The organism is Streptomyces sp. NPDC002835 (assembly GCF_053591995.1).
On sequence record NZ_JBSFUW010000024.1, the window covers coordinates 63,840 to 79,559 of the forward strand.

The window sequence follows — 15,720 nt, forward strand, 5'->3', positions numbered from 1 at the left end:
CTTGTCCTTGTGCTCGTCCTTGTCCCAGTCCTTGTGGTCCTCCGAGACCGAGGCCAGAGCACCGCCACCGGTGTGCATACCACCGTGCGGCTTACCGCCCTTGTCCTTGCCCCAATCCTTGTCGGACTTGCCGTGGTCGCTGCTGTACGAGGAGTCGTCCTTGTCCGAGTCGGCGGCGGCCAGGGCGTAGGCGCCGGGTGCGGTGATGACGAGCGCGGCCGTCGCGGTGGCCGAGGCGAGAAGAATGCGGGCAGAGCGCATTGCGAGATCCTTTCGTCGCGACTACGTCGGCTGACATACCGTCGGCTCATGGGTCCGTAGCGGCGACATGATCCACCGTCAACCCGCGGCGCCCCGCTCACCACTCGGATTGGTGCTTGCGTGGACGCTTGTCACCCCATCAGTTCACGACCGGACCGCGCCAGTTCGCCACGCCACGCGATCTACCAGCGATATCGGGCTTTCGGCACCCTCTGTCACGCCTCGCGCGCCCCGGGTGACAGAAGAGGCTCACCTTGGTACGGGCGGGTGAGCGCGCGGTGACGGGGCCGGGCGTGGCGGCGTACGCCCGGGACGGCGCACACTGGGTCCATGGGTGAGTACCAGGGCGACGTGACGGTGATCGCGGACGGTGCCGAATATCCGGCAACGGCGGACCTGCGCTCATGGGGCGAGGAGGAGGAGTCGTCCCTCCTGCCGGAAGAGGCGCCGGGGCTGACCGACTGGAACGGCAAGATCGAGGTCCTGGCGGGCGAGGACGGAGCGTGGAGCGTCATGGACGCCGGGGCACACCAGCTGCAGATGCCGGACGGCCGGACGAGCGGCTTCGTGGTGAGCCGTCGCTACTTCGGCACCGGAATCCTGTTGATCACGGGCAGCGGTGAGCCGCCGTTCTGAGCGGGAGCGGCCGGGCGAGCGCCAGTTTGAAGGGATTTGCGCAGGGCACCCGCGTGCACTGGAGGTGATCGTGATGCCCGAGCCCGGCAGTAAGAAGTACGACACACGACGGGCCAGGAAGCGCAAGGACGCCGAAAGCGAAGGCGTCCCGGACAGCCACGCAAACGACGAGGCCAACGCGTCACTTCAGGAGGACCCCCAGTGGCGCAGCCAGGGCCCCAGGACCGAGCGCGGCCGTGGCCCCAAGGGTGAACGCGAGCAGAGCGGCGACTGAGCCCGGCGCCCACTGAGAAGGATGCGAACCCCAGGATCCGGAGCGACATTCCGATGGCAGACGAAGACGCCTCGAACACCCAGATCCCGAGCCATGATGCGCTGCCGCTTCCCGACTACGACCACCTGCCGCTCGAGGCCGTGCAGCAGCGCATCCGCGCGCTCTCCGCGGAGGAACTCCAGCAGGTGCTGGCGTACGAGCAGGCCCACGCCTCCCGGCTCCTCGTGATGCAGACCATGGAGGCGAGACTGCAGGAGCTGGCGGCCGGCGCCAGCCCCTCGTCGGGCTCGGCCGGCGGCGTCGCGCCCGAACGGGCGGAGGGAGCGCGCGGCGGATCGAAGATCTCGCCGGAGACGGCGGGACCGCCCCAGAACCCGCCGTCGCACGGCACACCGCAGAACCCGGCGCAGCCTCGCTGAACGGGTGCGCCGGGCGTCCCCGGAGCCGATCGCACCAAGGAGGAAGTCATGCCCGCAGGGTCCAGCTCCAAGCGGGAGCGTCAGTACGAGCACATCAAGGAGGGCGCGGAGAAGCGCGGGACCTCCACAGGGCGGGCGAAGGAGATCGCCGCGCGGACCGTCAACAAGGAGCGGGCCCGCTCGGGCGAGTCGAAGACCGCCGGCAAGACGTCCACCCGGGACAGGAAGTCGGCCCCCGAGCGCGGCGGCGAACGGTCCGGGTCCGGGTCGCAGGGTCCGACGAAGGACCAGCTGTACGAGGAGGCCAAGAAGAAGAACGTCGAGGGGCGCTCCTCGATGAACAAGGAGGAGCTGCGCCAGGCACTCGGCCACTGAGCCCTCGCCCGGACGGCGGGCACAGCGGAGCGGCACGGCAACCGCGACGATGCGGTTGCCGTGCCGCCCTGGCCGTGCCGCCCTGTTGGGAGCCGGCCGGGCTACCGGCCCTCCTCCCGGCTCACTTCCTTGTTCACGTCCGCGGGCGAGTCGTAGGGTCGTAGGTCTTCTCCGGCAGGCAGCCGAGCGCGCTCATGATCTTCTCGTCGGCTCCGTGCTGCTTCGCCTGGTCCACGATCTGCTTCTTGTCGGCGGGGTAGCCGACGCCTCCCAGGGCCTTCTGCAATTCGATGGGATTCACGTTCATACCGATGGCCTCGTACCGGGACGGTGTACGGGTGACGCGGTACGGAGCGTCCGCCCGGCAGGGGGATGCCGGCAGCGCGGCGCGCTGCCGGCATCCCGGGTCGTCACTCTTCGTCGTCGGCTTTGCGGTCGTCGGCTTTGCGGTCGTCGGCCTCGCGGGAGCGTTCATGTGCCTGGCGGCTGGTGTCGGTCCTGGGGTCGTCGTCCGCCACCGGCTCGGGGTCCTTCGCGTCCTCGGTGTGCGTGTGCTGCCCGGACTTCAGGTAGCCCTGCATCTGGTGCTTGAGCTCGTCGTCCTCGCGGGGACTCTTGGGGTTGCTTCCACGCTGCATGGCTGTCGCCTCCAGGGTTCGGGTCGTGGCCCCCTGTCGACCGCCGGGTACCCGCCGGCCCGGCGGTCGACACGCACCGACCCCTGACCGGCGCGGCGCACCGGCGTCACAATGACATGGACGTGAAAGACCGCTTTCGTCCTCCTCCACCCTCGTCGGCCGCCCGGGACCGGGCTACGATCGATCACCACCCCGCACCTGGCGCGCCCGCGCGCCGCCCGACGAGACATGACGCGCCCAGATGCCGTGATCCGGCAGCACGCGGCCGCAGAGAGCCGACCCGGCAGAGTTGGAGACCCCGTGTTCTACTACGTGCTCAAGTACGTCCTTCTCGGGCCTCTGTTGCGGTTGCTCTTCCGGCCGCGCATCGAAGGACTTGAGCACATCCCCGCCGACGGCGCGGCGATCGTCGCGGGCAATCACCTCTCCTTCTCCGACCACTTCCTGATGCCGGCGATCATCAAGCGGCGCATCACCTTCCTCGCCAAGGCCGAGTACTTCACCGGGCCCGGCCTCAAGGGGCGGCTGACGGCGGCGTTCTTCCACAGCGCCGGGCAGATCCCGGTCGACCGTTCGGGCAAGGAAGCCGGTCAGGCGGCCATCCGCGAAGGGCTCGGGGTGCTGGGCAAGGGCGAGTTGCTGGGCATCTATCCGGAGGGCACCCGGTCGCACGACGGCCGGCTCTACAAGGGCAAGGTCGGGGTGGCCGTCATGGCCCTCCGGGCGGGTGTGCCGGTGGTGCCGTGCGCGATGGTGGGGACCTTCGAGATCCAGCCGCCCGGTCAGGTGCTCCCGAAGATCAAGCGCGTCACGGTCCGGTTCGGGAAGCCGCTGGACTTCTCGCGCTACGCGGGCCTGGAGAACCAGAAGGCGGCGATCCGGGCGATCACCGACGAGATCATGTACGCGATCCTGGAGCTCTCCGGCCAGGAGTACGTCGACCGCTACGCCGCCGAGGTCAAGGCCGAGGAGCAGCAGCGCGAGCAGGAGCAGCGCGTCGCCAGGCCGACCCGGTTCCTGCGGCGGCGCGGCTGACGCGAGGCGTACAGGGTCGCCGTCGGTCAGTGGTGCGGGCCGCCGAGCAGATCCTGTTGCGCCTCGTCGAGCACCCGGCGCAGGGTGAGTGCGTCCGGGGCGAGTGCGGTGACCAGTGCGGCGGGGCCGGCGAGCGGGGTGAGCGCCGCGGTGGGCCCCAGCAGCCGGGGCTCGGGCGGCTTGTCCTCGAACGCCGGTTCCACGACGAGGAGTTGGCCGACCGCCCGGTGGCCGGCGAGCACGGCGGGGCCGTCCCAGCCGCCGGGGGCGCCGGGCCCGCAGGCGAGTTCGGTGTCGAGCAGGGGGCGGCCGGCCCGGTGGACGGTGAGGCGGGTGGTGAGCGTGCCGGGCTCCTCCCCGTACCGTCCGAGGATCTGTTCCTCGCGGAGCACCAGGCGCGCGCCGGCGGCGAGGCGTACCCGGGTGTGCGTACGCAGGTCGCTGCCGCGTACGGCGATCAACTGCTCGGGCAGCCAGCGCAGTTCTGCGTCCTCGCCGACGTCCAGTGTGATGTCGTAGCGGGCCGGTACGGGTTCGCGGCCCGGCAGGGCGATGGTGGCGGCGGCGGAGTCGACGGTCAGGAGCGTGCCGTCGCGGACGGTGGCGTCGACGGCGAGCCGGTCGCCGCCGAGCGGCGCGCTCATCGCGCCGACCATGGTGACCCGCAGCCCGGGCCCGTGGGCGCGGGTGCGGCGCAGCGCGATGGGTCCGTCGCCGGCCAGGACAGGCAGTCCGGCGCCGTCGGCGACGATCCGGGCCGTTGCCTCGATGCCCACGGGGGTTCAGCCGGTCCAGGCGGCGAGCTGGGCGCGCACCCATGCGGCGACCGGGGCGACACCGTCCTCGTCGCGCAACGACGTGAAGACGACGGGCAGTTCGCCGCGCTGCTCCTTGGCGTCGCGCGCCATCCGGGCGAGGTCGGAACCGACGTGCGGCGCCAGGTCGGTCTTGTTGACGACGAGGAGGTCGGCGGTGGTGACGCCGGGGCCGCCCTTGCGCGGGATGTCGTCGCCGCCGGCGACGTCGATAACGAAGACCTGGGCGTCCACGAGGCCCTTGGAGAACGTCGCGGTCAGGTTGTCGCCGCCCGATTCGACGAGGATCAGGTCGAGCGGGCCGACGCTGTCCTCGAGGTCCTCGACGGCTTCGAGGTTGGCGGAGATGTCGTCGCGGATCGCGGTGTGCGGGCAGGCGCCGGTCTCGACGGCCTGGATGCGTTCGGGCGGCAGCACCGCGTTGCGCAGCAGGAACTCGGCGTCCTCGCGGGTGTAGATGTCGTTGGTGACGACCGCGATGGAGAGCTGGTCGCGCAGGGCCCGGCAGAGGGCGGCGACGGTGGCGGTCTTGCCGGAGCCCACCGGCCCGCCGAGTCCGATCCGCAGGGCCCGCCGCGTGCCGTCGGGGCGTGCGGCGTCGGCACTGACGGCCGGGGCGGTCTCGTGGTGGTGGTCGAGGTGCATGGTGTGGCTCCTTGGTACGAGGGCGGGTGCGGGACCGGCCCGGTCAGGACGCGAAGAGGCGTACCGGCCAGGCCGCGTGCTCCTCGGCGGTGATCTCCAGCAGCGGCGCCGACGCGGCGGGCAGTGCGTCGACGCCGTCGTGGGCGGCGGCCGCGGCCCGTGCCGCCACGTCGTCGGTCTCCGGCGCGAGGCGGGCGAGGACGGCGGTGGCCTGGAAGGGGTCCAGACTCAGCAGCCGTACGGCCGCGGTCGCCGGGCCGCTGATCGTCTCGTACGCCACGCAGTGCGCGGCGTCCTCGGCGCCGAGACCGGCGGCGCGAGCGGCTGTGCCGAGCACGACGGGCTGGTGCGTGCCGCGCGGGAACCGGGCGGCGAGCGCGTCGAGCAGCGGATCCGGCCAGGTGGCGCGGGCCGCGCGCATCATCTGCCGGCCGAGTCTGCGGGCCGCCGCCCGCAGGGCCGGCGAGGGGGTGCGGGCGTCGGCGGCGGCGTCGAGTTCGACCGGGTCGTGGCCGAGCGCGGCGCAGGCGGCGAGGGCCGCGGAGGTGAGGCCGGTGGTGTGCAGCCGGCCCCGGCAGAACGCGGCGAGGTCCGCCGCGTCCTTGATGCGCCCGGCCCGGACGGCGGCCTCGGCCCCACCGGAGTGCGCGTGACCTCCGGCGGGGAAGCGGCCGTCGGCGAGGACGAGCAGCGCGGCGCGGCTCATGCTGCTCTCCCGCGGGTCGGGCCGGGGCGGGCCTCGGCGGCGAGCGTCCTGGTCGTCATCAGAAGAGGAAGTACCGCTGGGCCATGGGGAGTTCCGCGGCGGGCGCCGGTTCGACGGCCTCGCCGTCGATCGTCACCGTGAACGTGTCGGCGTCGACCTCCACCCGGGGCAGTGCGTCGTTCTCCCGCATGTCGGCCTTCGTCACCCGGCGGGTGCTGCGGATCGGTACGAACTCCTTGTCCAGCCGCAGCCGTTCCGGCAGGTCGTCCTCGATGGCCGCCTGCGCGACGAAGTTGACCGAGCTGCTGGCCGCCGCGCGGCCCAGCGCGCCGAACATCGGGCGGGGCAGGACCGGTTGCGGCGTGGGGATCGAGGCGTTGGCGTCACCCATCTGGGCATAGGCGATCTGGCCGCCCTTGATGACCAGCTGCGGCTTCACGCCGAAGAACGCCGGGTCCCACAGCACGAGATCGGCGAGTTTGCCGGTTTCCACCGAGCCGATCTCACCGTCGATGCCCTGGGCGACCGCGGGGTTGATCGTGTATTTGGCGACATAGCGACGTGCCCGGTGGTTGTCGGCGCGTCCGTCGCCGGGGAGTGCGCCCCGGCGCTTCTTCATCACGTGCGCGGTCTGCCACGTACGCATGATCACCTCGCCGATCCGGCCCATCGCCTGCGCGTCGGAGGAGATGATCGAGATCGCTCCGAGGTCGTGCAGGATGTCCTCGGCCGCGATGGTGGACGGCCGGATGCGCGACTCCGCGAAGGCGAGGTCCTCGGGGACGGCCGGGTTGAGGTGGTGGCAGACCATCAGCATGTCGAGGTGCTCGTCGATGGTGTTGACGGTGTGCGGCCGGGTCGGGTTGGTGGAGCTGGGCAGGACGTACGGCTCGGAGACGACGGTGATGATGTCCGGTGCGTGCCCGCCGCCCGCGCCCTCCGTGTGGTACGCGTGGACGGTGCGGCCCGCGATGGCGGCGAGCGTGTCTCCGACGAAGCCGGCCTCGTTCAACGTGTCCGTGTGGATGGCGAGTTGGGCGCCGGTCTCGTCGCAGACGCCCAGACACGCGTCGATGGCCGCGGGGGTCGCGCCCCAGTCCTCGTGGATCTTGAACCCGAGGGCGCCGCCGCGCAGTTGGGAGTACATGGCGTCGCGGGAGGTGGTGTTGCCCTTGCCGAGCAGGCCGATGTTGACCGGGAAGGTCTCCAGCGCCTCGAACATCCGGGCAAGGTGCCACGGGCCGGGTGTGACGGTGGTGGCCTTGGTCCCTTCCGCCGGACCGGTGCCGCCGCCGACGAGGGTGGTCACCCCGGTGGCGAGCGCCTGCTCGACGAGGGTCGGCGAGATGAAGTGGACGTGCGCGTCGACGGCCCCGGCAGTGAGGATCTTCCCGTTGCCCGCGATGATCTCGGTCTCCGGCCCGATGACCAGGGCCGGGTGGACGCCGTCCATGGTGTCGGGGTTGCCGGCCTTGCCGATGCCGCTGATCCGCCCGTCGCGCAGCGCGATGTCGGCCTTCACCACGCCCCAGTGGTCGAGGATCACGGCCCCGGTGATCACGGTGTCGGGCGCACCCTCGGCCCGTGTCGTGCGGGCCTGGCCCATGGACTCGCGGATCACCTTGCCGCCGCCGAAGACCGCCTCGTCGCCCGCGCGGCCGGGGCCGCCGGAGAGGTCGCCCTCGATCTCGACGAGCAGGTCGGTGTCGGCGAGGCGGATACGGTCGCCGGTGGTGGGGCCGAACAGGTCGGCGTACACGGCGCGTCGCAGTTCAGCCATCGAGGTGTCCTCCGGTCTCTCCGCGCAGCCCCGCCACGATCCGGCGGCCGGCGAGCGGTACGAGTTCCACGTCGACGGGGACGCCCGGCTCGAAGCGGACGGCGGTGCCGGCGGCGACGGCCAGCCGCTTGCCGCGGGCGGCGGCCCGGTCGAACTCGAGACCGGGGTTGGCCTCGGCGAAGTGGTAGTGGGAGCCGACCTGGACCGGGCGGTCGGCGGCGTTGACGACGGTGAGACGGGTGGTCTCGCGGCCCTCGTTGAGGACCACCGGACCGTCGCCGTAGAGGATCTCTCCGGGAATCATGTGCGTCACGCCCCTCAGAGGATCGGCTCGTGGACGGTCACGAGCTTGGTGCCGTCGGGGAAGGTGGCCTCCACCTGGACGTCATGGATCATCTCGGCGATGCCGTCCATGACGTCGTCCCGGGTGAGCACCTTCCGTCCGGACACCATGAGCTCGCTGACGCTGCGGCCGTCGCGGGCGCCTTCGAGGATGTGCACGGTGATGAGGGCGACGGCCTCGGGATGGTTCAGCTTCACACCGCGTGCCCTGCGCTTCTGCGCGACGTCGGCGGCCACATGGATGAGCAGCCGCTCCTGTTCGTGCGGGGAGAGTTGCACGCGTCCACCTCACTGTCGTCCGGCCAAGTGATCGCCGGCCGCGATGGACCGCGGCGCGCTTCAACGGCCTGTTGAACCGCGCGCGGGTGTTCCACGACCAGGCGTCGAACCTTAGGACGCGGTTTTTTCCGGCACTTTTCCGATGCGTTAACTGAACTTCGGCTCCGCCGCCATCTTCGGCTCCCCCGGCGCCTTCGGCTCGCCCGGCATCTCCGGCTCCGGGCTCTGCGGCTCGCGCATCGACATCAGCGCGCGCAGCCCGTCCTCCAGGACCTCGACCTTCACGTTGCCGAAGAGGGCCTGCTGCGCGATGAACCCCTGGGCGGTCGCGATGAGAGTGCGGGCCACATGGTCCGGGTCGACGTCCGCCTCCATCTGCCCGGACGCCCGGTAGGCGCGGACGAGGTCCGCCCATACGCCGCGCATCCGGCCGTAGCCGTCGTCGAGGACCGCGGCCAGCCGCTCGTTGCGCAGGGTCTCCGTCCACACCTGGACGATCAGCCGGGCGAATGCCTGCCGGTCACCGCCCGGCACCTCCTCGACCAGCATCCGCCGCAGCACCCGCCCGAGGAGTACGTCGGGCGTGGGGGGCGGTGTGGTCCGCGCCGCCTCCTCGAAGGCCGAGCGGATGCTGCTGAACGCCTCGTCGGCGATGGCCGCGATCAGCTCCTCCTTGCTGCGGAAGTACCGGTACACGGCCCCGGCCGACAGTCCCGACTCACGCAGGATGTCCTGCATGGACGTGGCGTGGAAGCCGTTGCGGGAGACGCAGCGGGCGGCGCCGTCGAGGATCTGGCGGCGACGGGCGTCGAGGTGTTCCTGGGATACGCGAGCCATGGGCCAAAAGTAAAACGAACATTCATTCTTGACAAGCTCGGGTCACGGCGGGACAGTGGCGGCAATGGCAAAACGAACGATCCTTCTCTTTAGGAGTTCCCATGTCCGCTGCACCTCACCGCCGCGTGATCGTGGTGATGGTCCTGGTCCCGGTCGTGGCGGCGCTCGCCCTGTGGGCCTTCGCCTGGCCGGCCGCCAGGACCGCGCCGCGCGACCTGCCCATCGGCGTCGCGGGCCCCACCGCGGCCGCGGGTCAGCTCGAGCAGCGCTTCGAAAAGCGCGGCGGCGCCTTCGACATCCACCGCTACGAGGACGAGGCCGCCGCCAGGACCGCGATCGAGGACCGGGTCGTATACGGGGCCGTGGTCGCCGGGCCCGAGGGCCCGAAGCTGCTGATCGCCACCGGAGGCGGACCCGCCGTCGCCCAGCTGCTGGAGCAGGCGGTGACGGCGCAGGCCCCGCCGGGCGCCGAGGTGCGGGTGACGGACCTCGCACCGCTCCCGGCCGGCGACCCGCGGGGCAGCACGCTCCCCGCGAGCGTCCTGCCGCTGGCCCTCGGCGGCGTCGCGGCCGGAGCGCTGGTGACCCTGCTGGGCCTGCGCGGCACGCGGGCCGCCGGCGCGCTCGCCGGCGCGGCCGTCCTGGTCGGCATCTCCGCCACGGCGATCGCCCACAGCTGGCTCGGCGTACTCGACGGCGACTGGTGGGCGGAGGCGGGCGCACTGAGCCTGACGGTCGCCGCGGTCGGCGCTCCTGTCGCCGGGCTCGCCGCACTGCTCGGCACGCCGGGCGTCGGGGCCGGGGCGCTGCTGATGGTGTTGCTCGGCAACCCGTTCTCCGGCGCGTCGTCCGCGCCGGAACTACTGCCCGGGCCGGTCGGCGACCTCGGCCAGTGGCTCCCGCCGGGCGCGGGCGCGACCCTGATGCGCTCAGTGGCGTACTTCGACGGCGCCGGCGGAGCCGCGGCGCTGCTGACGCTGTCCGTGTGGGCGGCCCTGGGGCTGACCGCCGTACTCGTCGCCCCCCGCCGCCGCACCCCGGCCCCGGAGGGTACGTCACCCCACCCCTCCCCCGTCCCGGCCACCTGACCCCACGAACCGGCCGCGCGCCCCCGCTGTAGCGGACGGGGGCGCGCGGTCTTCTGCTGTGCGGTCGCGGAGAGTTCTAGCCGCGGTCCTCGGGATGGTGGCGCTCGGGGCCGTGATGCTCGGCGGTCAGGCCGAAGCGACCACGGGCGCCCGAGGCCGGGGAGGACGACCCGAGGTACGACGCGGAGCTGATCACCTGCTCCTCCCCCGCTTCTGCCGCCGCGGCCCCGCTCTCGAGCCGCTTCAGATCGGCGGCGGACACCAGCGCCACGAGCGGCTTCCCGTGCCGGGTCACCACCACAGGTTCGGCGAGCCTGCGCGGGCCAGCGCGACCGGAATCCCATGTCCGCCGTCTACGACACGATGCAGGTGATCACCTGCGACGGGGCGACCACCTGCCTCGGCCAGGCCGCCTCGGTCGCGGCCGCGCTGCTCGCCGCCGGTGCACCGGGGAAGCGGACGGCGCTGCCGGGGGCCCGCGTCGTGATGCAGCAGCCCTCGTACGAGGAGCCGTTGCGCGAACAGCCGTCCGATCTGGAGATCCACGCCGCCGAGTTGCTGCGGCTGCGCGAACAACTGGCCGGGATGCTCGTGCGCCACACCGGCCAGACGCCGGGGCGTATCGCCGGCGACCTGGAGCGGGACAAGGTGTTCGACGCGTCCGCGGCCAGGGAGTACGGCCTGATCGATCACGTCATCGCCTCCCGCAAGATCTCGGCCGCACCCTCCCCCGCCGGGCGGTGAGCCCGGCATGCTGCCGCCCGAACTGCCGCCGCTGCCCGCTCTCACGCGTGCCGAGGCCGAGTTCGTCGACTGCTACCTCGAAGTCCTCGACCTGGTCGGCCGGATCAATCCGGCCCGCGCCACCCACACCTACGCGGCCCTGCGCGCCGCGCAGGCGCTGGTCGGGCGGGCGGGCGCGCTCAAGGGGGCTCTGACGCTCATGCACATACGGGGCGAGAGTGAGGTGTACACGCACACGCTCACCGAGGCGTTGCGCGTGCTCGACGGTGAGCGCAGGGCGAAACGGGTGACCGTGCCGCCGGTTTCGGGAAGTTGACGGTCGCTCTGCTGCCCCAACCGCCGCCCGGTCAGCGGCATTCGTCGCCCGTTCGGTGGAGCTTCGCCGAAGTTGTTGCGTCTCGTACGACTTGCGCGGCGCGGCCACCGATCTGACGCAGTCGGCTGCTTCGTCGCTGGTACAACCATGTTTCCGGGTCACGGGAAGAGCGGCTCGACCGTCCTGCCCACCCGAAAGGGCCAGTCGTGATCAGCTTCACAAAAGCCGTTTCAACTCGGAAATCGGACATGGGTGGGTAACGATCCGTGGGACGACAAGCCCCCGTCACCTCGACGGGGCGGTCCGGGCGGACGCTGAGTCCTGCCGCCGCGCCGGACGTCTGGTCGACGGAAGTGCATCGGCAGGAGTGGAGGACCCGAGCAGTACGGCGTGACCGGCTCCCGGACACGCCTTGGGGTGAAGCCGCTTCGGCGGCCGGGCGTCTTCGCCGGTCCGAACCCGACAGGTCATCCTTCACAGGCGGCTGACGAAGGGTTGCGCATGACTGCGCAGGTTCATCTCCCGCTCCTCTTCTCCCGGGCGGGCGCCGTATCGGCACTGACGATCGCCGCCGTGGGCGGCACACTCCTCGCCCCGGGCGGTACCACCCCGGCCCACGCGATCAGCAGCCACGCGAGCAAGGCGCTCAAGGTGGCGGCGTCGAAACAGGGATCGCCGTACCGGTGGGGCGCCACGGGCCCCAACCGTTTCGACTGCTCCGGGCTGACTCTCTACTCGTACAAGAAGGCCGGGAAAATACTGCCCCGGACCGCACAGCAGCAGTACAACCGGACGCGGCACATCTCCGCCTCCGACCGCCGGCGCGGTGACTTGGTGTTCTTCCATTCCGGCGGCGCCGTGTACCACGTGGGCATCTACGCCGGGAACGGCAGGATCTTGCACTCGCCGAAGACCGGTGACGTGGTCCGGCTGGCCAAGATCTGGACGCGGAGCGTCAAGTACGGCCGGGTGCGCTGACACCCCGGCGGTTCCCTCGCGGTGGCGCGCCGTCAGTGCGCCGTCGACTGGACCAGGAGCGTCGCGCCGAGCACGGTCAGCGCACCGCCGGACGCGCCCTCGACGGCGCGGGCGGTGCGCGGCCTGCGCAGCCACCGGCCGAGCCGGTCGACCAGCAGCGCCACCACCGGGAACCAGATCAGCGCCAGCAGCACGACGACCCCCGCCAGCAGCAGGGTGCGCGGCAGCACCGCGGCGCCGTCGGGTACGAACTGCGGCAGCAGGCTCAGGAAGAGCACCGGCGCCTTCGGGTTGAGCACGTTGGTGAGGAAGCCCTGCCGCAGCCCGCGTCCGACGCCGCTCACGGTCGCGCCCTCGAGCTCGGGGGCGTCCGGCCGCGCGCGGAGCGCGGTCCGCACCGCGCGGACGCCCAGATACAGCACATACGCGCCGCCGGCGATCTGCAGGGTCCGGTACAGCAGGGGCACCGTCGCGAGGAGCGCGGCGAGCCCCGCGACGGCCAGCGCCGTGTGGACGAGCAGACCGGCCGCGACGCCCACCGCGCAGGCGACGCCGGCGTGCCGTGAGGCGATCGCGTTGCGTACGACGACGGTGAAGTCGGCGCCGGGCATGGCGACCATGCCCGCGGCGACCCCGAGGAAGGCGATCAGCTGTACGTCCATGCCCCCAGACTGGACCGTCCGGGGCCTTAACGAGTACGTGCAATCCTTGCAGGCAGGCCTGAAGCAACGCTTAAGGGGTGGCATGTACGACCCGACCCGGCTGGCCGCGCTCGTCGCCGTGGCGGAGGCCGGTTCCATCACCCGGGCGGCCGCCCGGCTGGGCTACACGGCGCCGGCTTTGTCGCAGCAGATCGCCAAGCTGGAACGGGAGGCCGGGGCCGTGCTGGTGGTGCGTTCGCACCGCGGCGCGCGCCTGACGGCGGCCGGCGAGCTGCTCGCCGAGCGTGCCCGGCGGGTGCTGGACGAGATGGAGCGGGCACGGCACGAGCTGGCCGGGCTCGCGGGGCTCTCCGGCGGCCGGCTGCGGGTCGGCACGTTCACCACCGCCGGTATCCATCTGCTGCCGCCGGTACTCAGCGCGTTCCGCCGTGCGTATCCGGGCGTCGAGCTCAGCGTCGCCGAGTACGAACCGCCGGGCGGTGTCACCGCGGTGGCGACCGGGGAGGTCGACGTGGCGCTCACCCACACCTACGAACCGGCCGAGCCGGCCGCACCGCCGCCGGGTGTGGTCGTGGAACCGCTGCTGGTGGAGGAGTTGGTGCTGGTGACGGCGCCGGGGCATGTGCTGGCCGGCGGCTCCGGCCGGCTGCCCGTCGGCGACCTGGCCGGTCAGCCGCTGATCAGCAGCGCTCCCTCGCACCCGCCCCGCAAGGGGGTCGAGGGCGCGCTGGCGCGGGCCGGTGCGACGCCGGCCGTGGTGTGCGAGTCACCCGGCTACGCACTGGTGTGCGCGCTGGTCAGCGCGGGGCTCGGGGTGGCCGTCGTACCGGAGATGGTCGCCGCGATGGCGCCGACGCCGTTGCGGACACGCCAGTTGGAGCCGGCCGCGTTCCGCCGGACGATCTCGGTGGCGCACCGGGGCGAGGACTCGGGCCCCGCCGTGCGGTCCCTGCGGGCGCTGCTGCGCGGCGCGTTCGTCAGGGCGGGCGCCCGTCCGGGGCCGGCCCCGCAGTGACCCGTCGCGCGTCTGACGGCGGCCGGTCAGCTCCGGACGGGGACGGACCAGGGCAGTGCGATCCAGACGGTCTTGCCGCCCTCCTCGGTGGGCGTGACGGACATCCGTCCGCCGTACTCCGCGGTGAGGGTGCGGATGATGACCATGCCGCGGCCGTTGTCCTGGCGGACGGCGGCGGGCAGCCGCCGCGGCCACCGCGGATGGCTGTCGGTTACGCCGATGCACAGCTCCTCGTCGCGTTCGAGCCGCAGGTCCACCGTGAACGTCGGCGACTGGCCGAAGGTGTGCTGAACGGCGTTGGTGGCGAGCTCGGACACGATCAGCCGGACGGTGGCGACGGCCTCGTCGTCGGGCTCGAGCCCCCACTCGCACACGGCGTCCGTGACATGTCTCCGCGCGGCGGAGACCGAGGCCGGCTCGCTCGGCAGAGTGACGGATGTTTCCTGATGGTCTGCCATGGCGGCGCTGTCCCTTTCCCACCGCGGCCGGGCTCCGACTCGTCGCGGATGAAACGCGGGAACGGCCACGGACTACGCTTCCGCGTCAGAGTGCCACTTATCGTGCGTCAGGGGCGGGGATCCACCGAGATCAGTACATTTCTGTCGCTCGATGCGGTGAACTCTGCTACGGGCGAACGTATTTGAGGCCCCGGCACAGGCCCCCGACAGAGGGGCCCGGCGAGGCGCGTCCGGCTGACGGCACGGCGTCCGGCTCAACGGCCGGGCGCCGCCCGGATGATCGTGGCGAGCGCCGCGTCGACCTGCCGCTCGGTGAGATCCGCCCGGGCGGTGAGACGGATGCGGGAGATCCCGTCGGGCACGGACGGCGGCCGGAAGCACCCGACCACGAGCCCCGCCGCCCGGCAGTCCGCCGCCCAGCGCAGCGCCCCGCCCGGTGACGGCGCCTGTACGGAGACCACCGCGGCGTCCGGCCGGGCCGCGGTGAGCCCGGCGTCGGTGAGCCGCCGGTGCAGCGTCGCCGCGACCTCGCGGGCCCGGCTCGCAAGACGGGGCTCGCGGCGCAGCACCCGCAGGCTCGCGAGCGCCCCGCCGGCCGCGGCGGGCGCCAGACCGGTGTCGAAGATGAACGTCCGCGCCGTGTTCACCAGGTGGTCGATGACCCGGGCCGGGCCGAGGACCGCCCCGCCCTGGCTGCCCAGGGACTTGGACAGCGTCAGCGTGGCGACCGTGCCCGCCGCGCCGGCCAGCCCGGCGGCGTCCAGGCCGCCCCGGCCGCCGTCGCCGAGGACCCCGAGGCCGTGCGCGTCGTCGACGACGAGCGCCGCGCCGTGCTCACGGCAGGCGTCGGCGAGACCGGGCAGCGGCGCGGCGTCACCGTCGACGGAGAAGACCGAGTCGGTGACGACGAGGGCCCGCCGGCCGGGGTGCGCGCCGAGCGTCTTGCGTACGGCCGCCACGTCGGCGTGCGGGACGACCGCCGTCTCCGCGCGGGACAGGCGGCAGCCGTCGACGACGGAGGCGTGGTTGCCCGCGTCGGAGACGACGAGCGCGTCACGGCCGCTGAGCGCGGTGACGGCGGCGAGGTTGGCCGCGTAGCCGGAGGACAGCACAAGGGCCGCCTCGAAGCCGCAGAAGTCGGCGAGCTCGTCCTCCAGTTCGGCGTGGAGTTCGGTGCTGCCGGTGACGAGCCGGGAACCGGTGGCCCCCGCGCCCCACCGGCGGGCGGCCCGGGCGGCGCCCTCGGTGACCTCCGGGTGGCGGGTGAGTCCCAGATAGTCGTTGCTCGCAAGATCCAGCAGGTCGCTGTCGGCCGCGCGGGGCCGGAGCGTGCGGACGAGGCCCGCGTGCTCGCGTCGGCGGGACTCGTCGTCGATCCAGTCGAAGGGATCCTGCGGCATGGTGGTCCGGTCCTTTT

The 15,720-nt window shown here is 72.5% G+C and carries 21 protein-coding genes, 3 pseudogenes and 1 riboswitch; of the genes and pseudogenes, 10 read left to right on the forward strand and 14 right to left on the reverse strand.

Translation table 11 applies throughout. The features are described from left to right. A pseudogene (locus tag ACWD01_RS24165) lies at window positions 1-261 on the reverse strand (hypothetical protein); the annotation flags it as partial. A 330-nt stretch (window positions 262-591) separates the two neighbouring features. Here ACWD01_RS24165 and ACWD01_RS24170 point away from each other — a divergent pair. The 4 genes from ACWD01_RS24170 (at window position 592) to ACWD01_RS24185 (ending at window position 1,965) form a co-directional block, all read left to right on the forward strand. Next, the gene (locus ACWD01_RS24170) at window positions 592-897 is read left to right on the forward strand and encodes a hypothetical protein (protein WP_451164875.1); all 306 of its coding nucleotides are present in this window, start codon (window positions 592-594) and stop codon (window positions 895-897) included. 73 nt (window positions 898-970) lie between these two features. Continuing rightward, window positions 971-1,171 (forward strand): hypothetical protein, encoded by a 201-nt coding sequence (locus tag ACWD01_RS24175; RefSeq protein WP_451164876.1) that lies wholly within the window; start codon window positions 971-973, stop codon window positions 1,169-1,171. A gap of 53 nt (window positions 1,172-1,224) precedes the next feature. Further along, window positions 1,225-1,590, forward strand: a complete 366-nt coding sequence (locus ACWD01_RS24180; RefSeq protein ID WP_451164877.1) for a hypothetical protein — start codon at window positions 1,225-1,227, stop codon at window positions 1,588-1,590. Window positions 1,591-1,638: 48 nt separating this feature from the next. Beyond that, a complete protein-coding gene (locus tag ACWD01_RS24185; RefSeq protein ID WP_451164878.1) occupies window positions 1,639-1,965 on the forward strand; it encodes a plasmid stabilization protein in 327 nt (108 codons plus the stop codon). Window positions 1,966-2,098: 133 nt separating this feature from the next. Here the strand turns inward: ACWD01_RS24185 and ACWD01_RS24190 are convergent, their stop codons facing one another. Both ACWD01_RS24190 and ACWD01_RS24195 read right to left on the reverse strand, forming a co-directional pair. After that, window positions 2,099-2,272 carry a DUF2795 domain-containing protein gene (locus tag ACWD01_RS24190; protein WP_451164879.1) on the reverse strand — a complete coding sequence of 58 codons (174 nt, stop codon included), beginning with the start codon at window positions 2,270-2,272 and terminating at the stop codon, window positions 2,099-2,101. A gap of 103 nt (window positions 2,273-2,375) precedes the next feature. Beyond that, window positions 2,376-2,603, reverse strand: coding sequence for a hypothetical protein (locus ACWD01_RS24195; protein ID WP_451164880.1), 228 nt, complete (start codon window positions 2,601-2,603; stop codon window positions 2,376-2,378). A 300-nt stretch (window positions 2,604-2,903) separates the two neighbouring features. On the opposite strand from ACWD01_RS24195, the gene ACWD01_RS24200 reads away from it, so the two are divergent. Further along, window positions 2,904-3,638 carry a lysophospholipid acyltransferase family protein gene (locus tag ACWD01_RS24200; protein WP_451164881.1) on the forward strand — a complete coding sequence of 245 codons (735 nt, stop codon included), beginning with the start codon at window positions 2,904-2,906 and terminating at the stop codon, window positions 3,636-3,638. A gap of 26 nt (window positions 3,639-3,664) precedes the next feature. Here ACWD01_RS24200 and ACWD01_RS24205 read toward each other — a convergent pair whose 3' ends face one another. From ACWD01_RS24205 to ACWD01_RS24235, 7 genes are all read right to left on the reverse strand, one after another. Beyond that, window positions 3,665-4,414 carry an urease accessory protein UreD gene (locus tag ACWD01_RS24205; RefSeq protein ID WP_451164882.1) on the reverse strand — a complete coding sequence of 250 codons (750 nt, stop codon included), beginning with the start codon at window positions 4,412-4,414 and terminating at the stop codon, window positions 3,665-3,667. Between the two features lie 6 nt (window positions 4,415-4,420). Beyond that, window positions 4,421-5,098: an urease accessory protein UreG gene (gene ureG / locus ACWD01_RS24210; RefSeq protein WP_451164883.1), complete on the reverse strand. Its 678-nt coding sequence runs from the start codon at window positions 5,096-5,098 to the stop codon at window positions 4,421-4,423. Window positions 5,099-5,141: 43 nt separating this feature from the next. After that, a complete protein-coding gene (locus ACWD01_RS24215; protein ID WP_451164884.1) occupies window positions 5,142-5,804 on the reverse strand; it encodes an urease accessory protein UreF in 663 nt (220 codons plus the stop codon). Window positions 5,805-5,862: 58 nt separating this feature from the next. After that, window positions 5,863-7,584: an urease subunit alpha gene (locus tag ACWD01_RS24220; protein ID WP_451164885.1), complete on the reverse strand. Its 1,722-nt coding sequence runs from the start codon at window positions 7,582-7,584 to the stop codon at window positions 5,863-5,865. Continuing rightward, complete coding sequence (locus ACWD01_RS24225; RefSeq protein WP_451164925.1) at window positions 7,577-7,888, reverse strand: urease subunit beta; 312 nt, start codon at window positions 7,886-7,888, stop codon at window positions 7,577-7,579. Before ACWD01_RS24225 ends, ACWD01_RS24220 begins: the two co-directional genes overlap by 8 nt. 14 nt (window positions 7,889-7,902) lie before the next feature. Continuing rightward, on the reverse strand, window positions 7,903-8,205 hold the full coding sequence (locus ACWD01_RS24230) for an urease subunit gamma (protein WP_451164886.1): 303 nt from the start codon (window positions 8,203-8,205) through the stop codon (window positions 7,903-7,905). A 147-nt stretch (window positions 8,206-8,352) separates the two neighbouring features. Further along, a complete protein-coding gene (locus ACWD01_RS24235; protein ID WP_451164887.1) occupies window positions 8,353-9,042 on the reverse strand; it encodes a TetR/AcrR family transcriptional regulator in 690 nt (229 codons plus the stop codon). Window positions 9,043-9,143: 101 nt separating this feature from the next. Here ACWD01_RS24235 and ACWD01_RS24240 point away from each other — a divergent pair, with 101 nt between their 5' ends. Beyond that, window positions 9,144-10,130, forward strand: coding sequence for an ABC transporter permease (locus ACWD01_RS24240; RefSeq protein WP_451164888.1), 987 nt, complete (start codon window positions 9,144-9,146; stop codon window positions 10,128-10,130). Between the two features lie 76 nt (window positions 10,131-10,206). Here the strand turns inward: ACWD01_RS24240 and ACWD01_RS24245 are convergent. Then, window positions 10,207-10,437 (reverse strand): annotated as a pseudogene (locus ACWD01_RS24245) (type II toxin-antitoxin system prevent-host-death family antitoxin); the annotation flags it as partial. Between the two features lie 35 nt (window positions 10,438-10,472). Between ACWD01_RS24245 and ACWD01_RS24250 the strand changes: the two are divergent. The 3 genes and pseudogenes from ACWD01_RS24250 to ACWD01_RS24260 form a co-directional block, all read left to right on the forward strand. Then, window positions 10,473-10,874: pseudogene (locus ACWD01_RS24250) on the forward strand (ATP-dependent Clp protease proteolytic subunit); the annotation flags it as partial. A gap of 7 nt (window positions 10,875-10,881) precedes the next feature. Then, window positions 10,882-11,190 (forward strand): hypothetical protein, encoded by a 309-nt coding sequence (locus tag ACWD01_RS24255; RefSeq protein WP_451164889.1) that lies wholly within the window; start codon window positions 10,882-10,884, stop codon window positions 11,188-11,190. Between the two features lie 344 nt (window positions 11,191-11,534). Next, window positions 11,535-11,688: riboswitch (cyclic di-AMP (ydaO/yuaA leader) on the forward strand. A 3-nt stretch (window positions 11,689-11,691) separates the two neighbouring features. Then, window positions 11,692-12,168, forward strand: a complete 477-nt coding sequence (locus ACWD01_RS24260; protein ID WP_451164890.1) for a C40 family peptidase — start codon at window positions 11,692-11,694, stop codon at window positions 12,166-12,168. Between the two features lie 32 nt (window positions 12,169-12,200). Here ACWD01_RS24260 and ACWD01_RS24265 read toward each other — a convergent pair whose 3' ends face one another. Beyond that, a complete protein-coding gene (locus ACWD01_RS24265; RefSeq protein ID WP_451164891.1) occupies window positions 12,201-12,830 on the reverse strand; it encodes a LysE family translocator in 630 nt (209 codons plus the stop codon). A gap of 82 nt (window positions 12,831-12,912) precedes the next feature. On the opposite strand from ACWD01_RS24265, the gene ACWD01_RS24270 reads away from it, so the two are divergent. Beyond that, window positions 12,913-13,845 (forward strand): LysR family transcriptional regulator, encoded by a 933-nt coding sequence (locus ACWD01_RS24270; RefSeq protein WP_451164892.1) that lies wholly within the window; start codon window positions 12,913-12,915, stop codon window positions 13,843-13,845. A 26-nt stretch (window positions 13,846-13,871) separates the two neighbouring features. On the opposite strand, the gene ACWD01_RS24275 is transcribed toward ACWD01_RS24270, so the two are convergent. Together ACWD01_RS24275 and ACWD01_RS24280 are read right to left on the reverse strand one after the other, a co-directional pair. Beyond that, window positions 13,872-14,303, reverse strand: coding sequence for an ATP-binding protein (locus ACWD01_RS24275; RefSeq protein ID WP_451164893.1), 432 nt, complete (start codon window positions 14,301-14,303; stop codon window positions 13,872-13,874). Window positions 14,304-14,557: 254 nt separating this feature from the next. After that, complete coding sequence (locus ACWD01_RS24280) at window positions 14,558-15,703, reverse strand: 8-amino-7-oxononanoate synthase (RefSeq protein WP_451164894.1); 1,146 nt, start codon at window positions 15,701-15,703, stop codon at window positions 14,558-14,560. Window positions 15,704-15,720: the final 17 nt, after the last annotated feature.

Bases quoted from the DNA above. Each gene is read 5' to 3' on its own strand.
- ACWD01_RS24175 (WP_451164876.1), top strand. From the start codon at position 971: ATGCCCGAGCCCGGCAGTAAGAAGTACGACACACGACGGGCCAGGAAG.
- ACWD01_RS24180 (WP_451164877.1), top strand. From the start codon at position 1,225: ATGGCAGACGAAGACGCCTCGAACACCCAGATCCCGAGCCATGATGCG.
- ACWD01_RS24225 (WP_451164925.1), bottom strand. From the start codon at position 7,888: ATGATTCCCGGAGAGATCCTCTACGGCGACGGTCCGGTGGTCCTCAAC.
- ACWD01_RS24255 (WP_451164889.1), top strand. From the start codon at position 10,882: ATGCTGCCGCCCGAACTGCCGCCGCTGCCCGCTCTCACGCGTGCCGAG.
- ACWD01_RS24185 (WP_451164878.1), top strand. From the start codon at position 1,639: ATGCCCGCAGGGTCCAGCTCCAAGCGGGAGCGTCAGTACGAGCACATC.
- ureG (WP_451164883.1), bottom strand. From the start codon at position 5,098: ATGCACCTCGACCACCACCACGAGACCGCCCCGGCCGTCAGTGCCGAC.
- ACWD01_RS24220 (WP_451164885.1), bottom strand. From the start codon at position 7,584: ATGGCTGAACTGCGACGCGCCGTGTACGCCGACCTGTTCGGCCCCACC.
- ACWD01_RS24190 (WP_451164879.1), bottom strand. From the start codon at position 2,272: ATGAACGTGAATCCCATCGAATTGCAGAAGGCCCTGGGAGGCGTCGGC.
- ACWD01_RS24260 (WP_451164890.1), top strand. From the start codon at position 11,692: ATGACTGCGCAGGTTCATCTCCCGCTCCTCTTCTCCCGGGCGGGCGCC.
- ACWD01_RS24195 (WP_451164880.1), bottom strand. From the start codon at position 2,603: ATGCAGCGTGGAAGCAACCCCAAGAGTCCCCGCGAGGACGACGAGCTC.
- ACWD01_RS24170 (WP_451164875.1), top strand. From the start codon at position 592: ATGGGTGAGTACCAGGGCGACGTGACGGTGATCGCGGACGGTGCCGAA.
- ACWD01_RS24235 (WP_451164887.1), bottom strand. From the start codon at position 9,042: ATGGCTCGCGTATCCCAGGAACACCTCGACGCCCGTCGCCGCCAGATC.
- ACWD01_RS24270 (WP_451164892.1), top strand. From the start codon at position 12,913: ATGTACGACCCGACCCGGCTGGCCGCGCTCGTCGCCGTGGCGGAGGCC.
- ACWD01_RS24240 (WP_451164888.1), top strand. From the start codon at position 9,144: ATGTCCGCTGCACCTCACCGCCGCGTGATCGTGGTGATGGTCCTGGTC.
- ACWD01_RS24265 (WP_451164891.1), bottom strand. From the start codon at position 12,830: ATGGACGTACAGCTGATCGCCTTCCTCGGGGTCGCCGCGGGCATGGTC.
- ACWD01_RS24280 (WP_451164894.1), bottom strand. From the start codon at position 15,703: ATGCCGCAGGATCCCTTCGACTGGATCGACGACGAGTCCCGCCGACGC.
- ACWD01_RS24275 (WP_451164893.1), bottom strand. From the start codon at position 14,303: ATGGCAGACCATCAGGAAACATCCGTCACTCTGCCGAGCGAGCCGGCC.
- ACWD01_RS24215 (WP_451164884.1), bottom strand. From the start codon at position 5,804: ATGAGCCGCGCCGCGCTGCTCGTCCTCGCCGACGGCCGCTTCCCCGCC.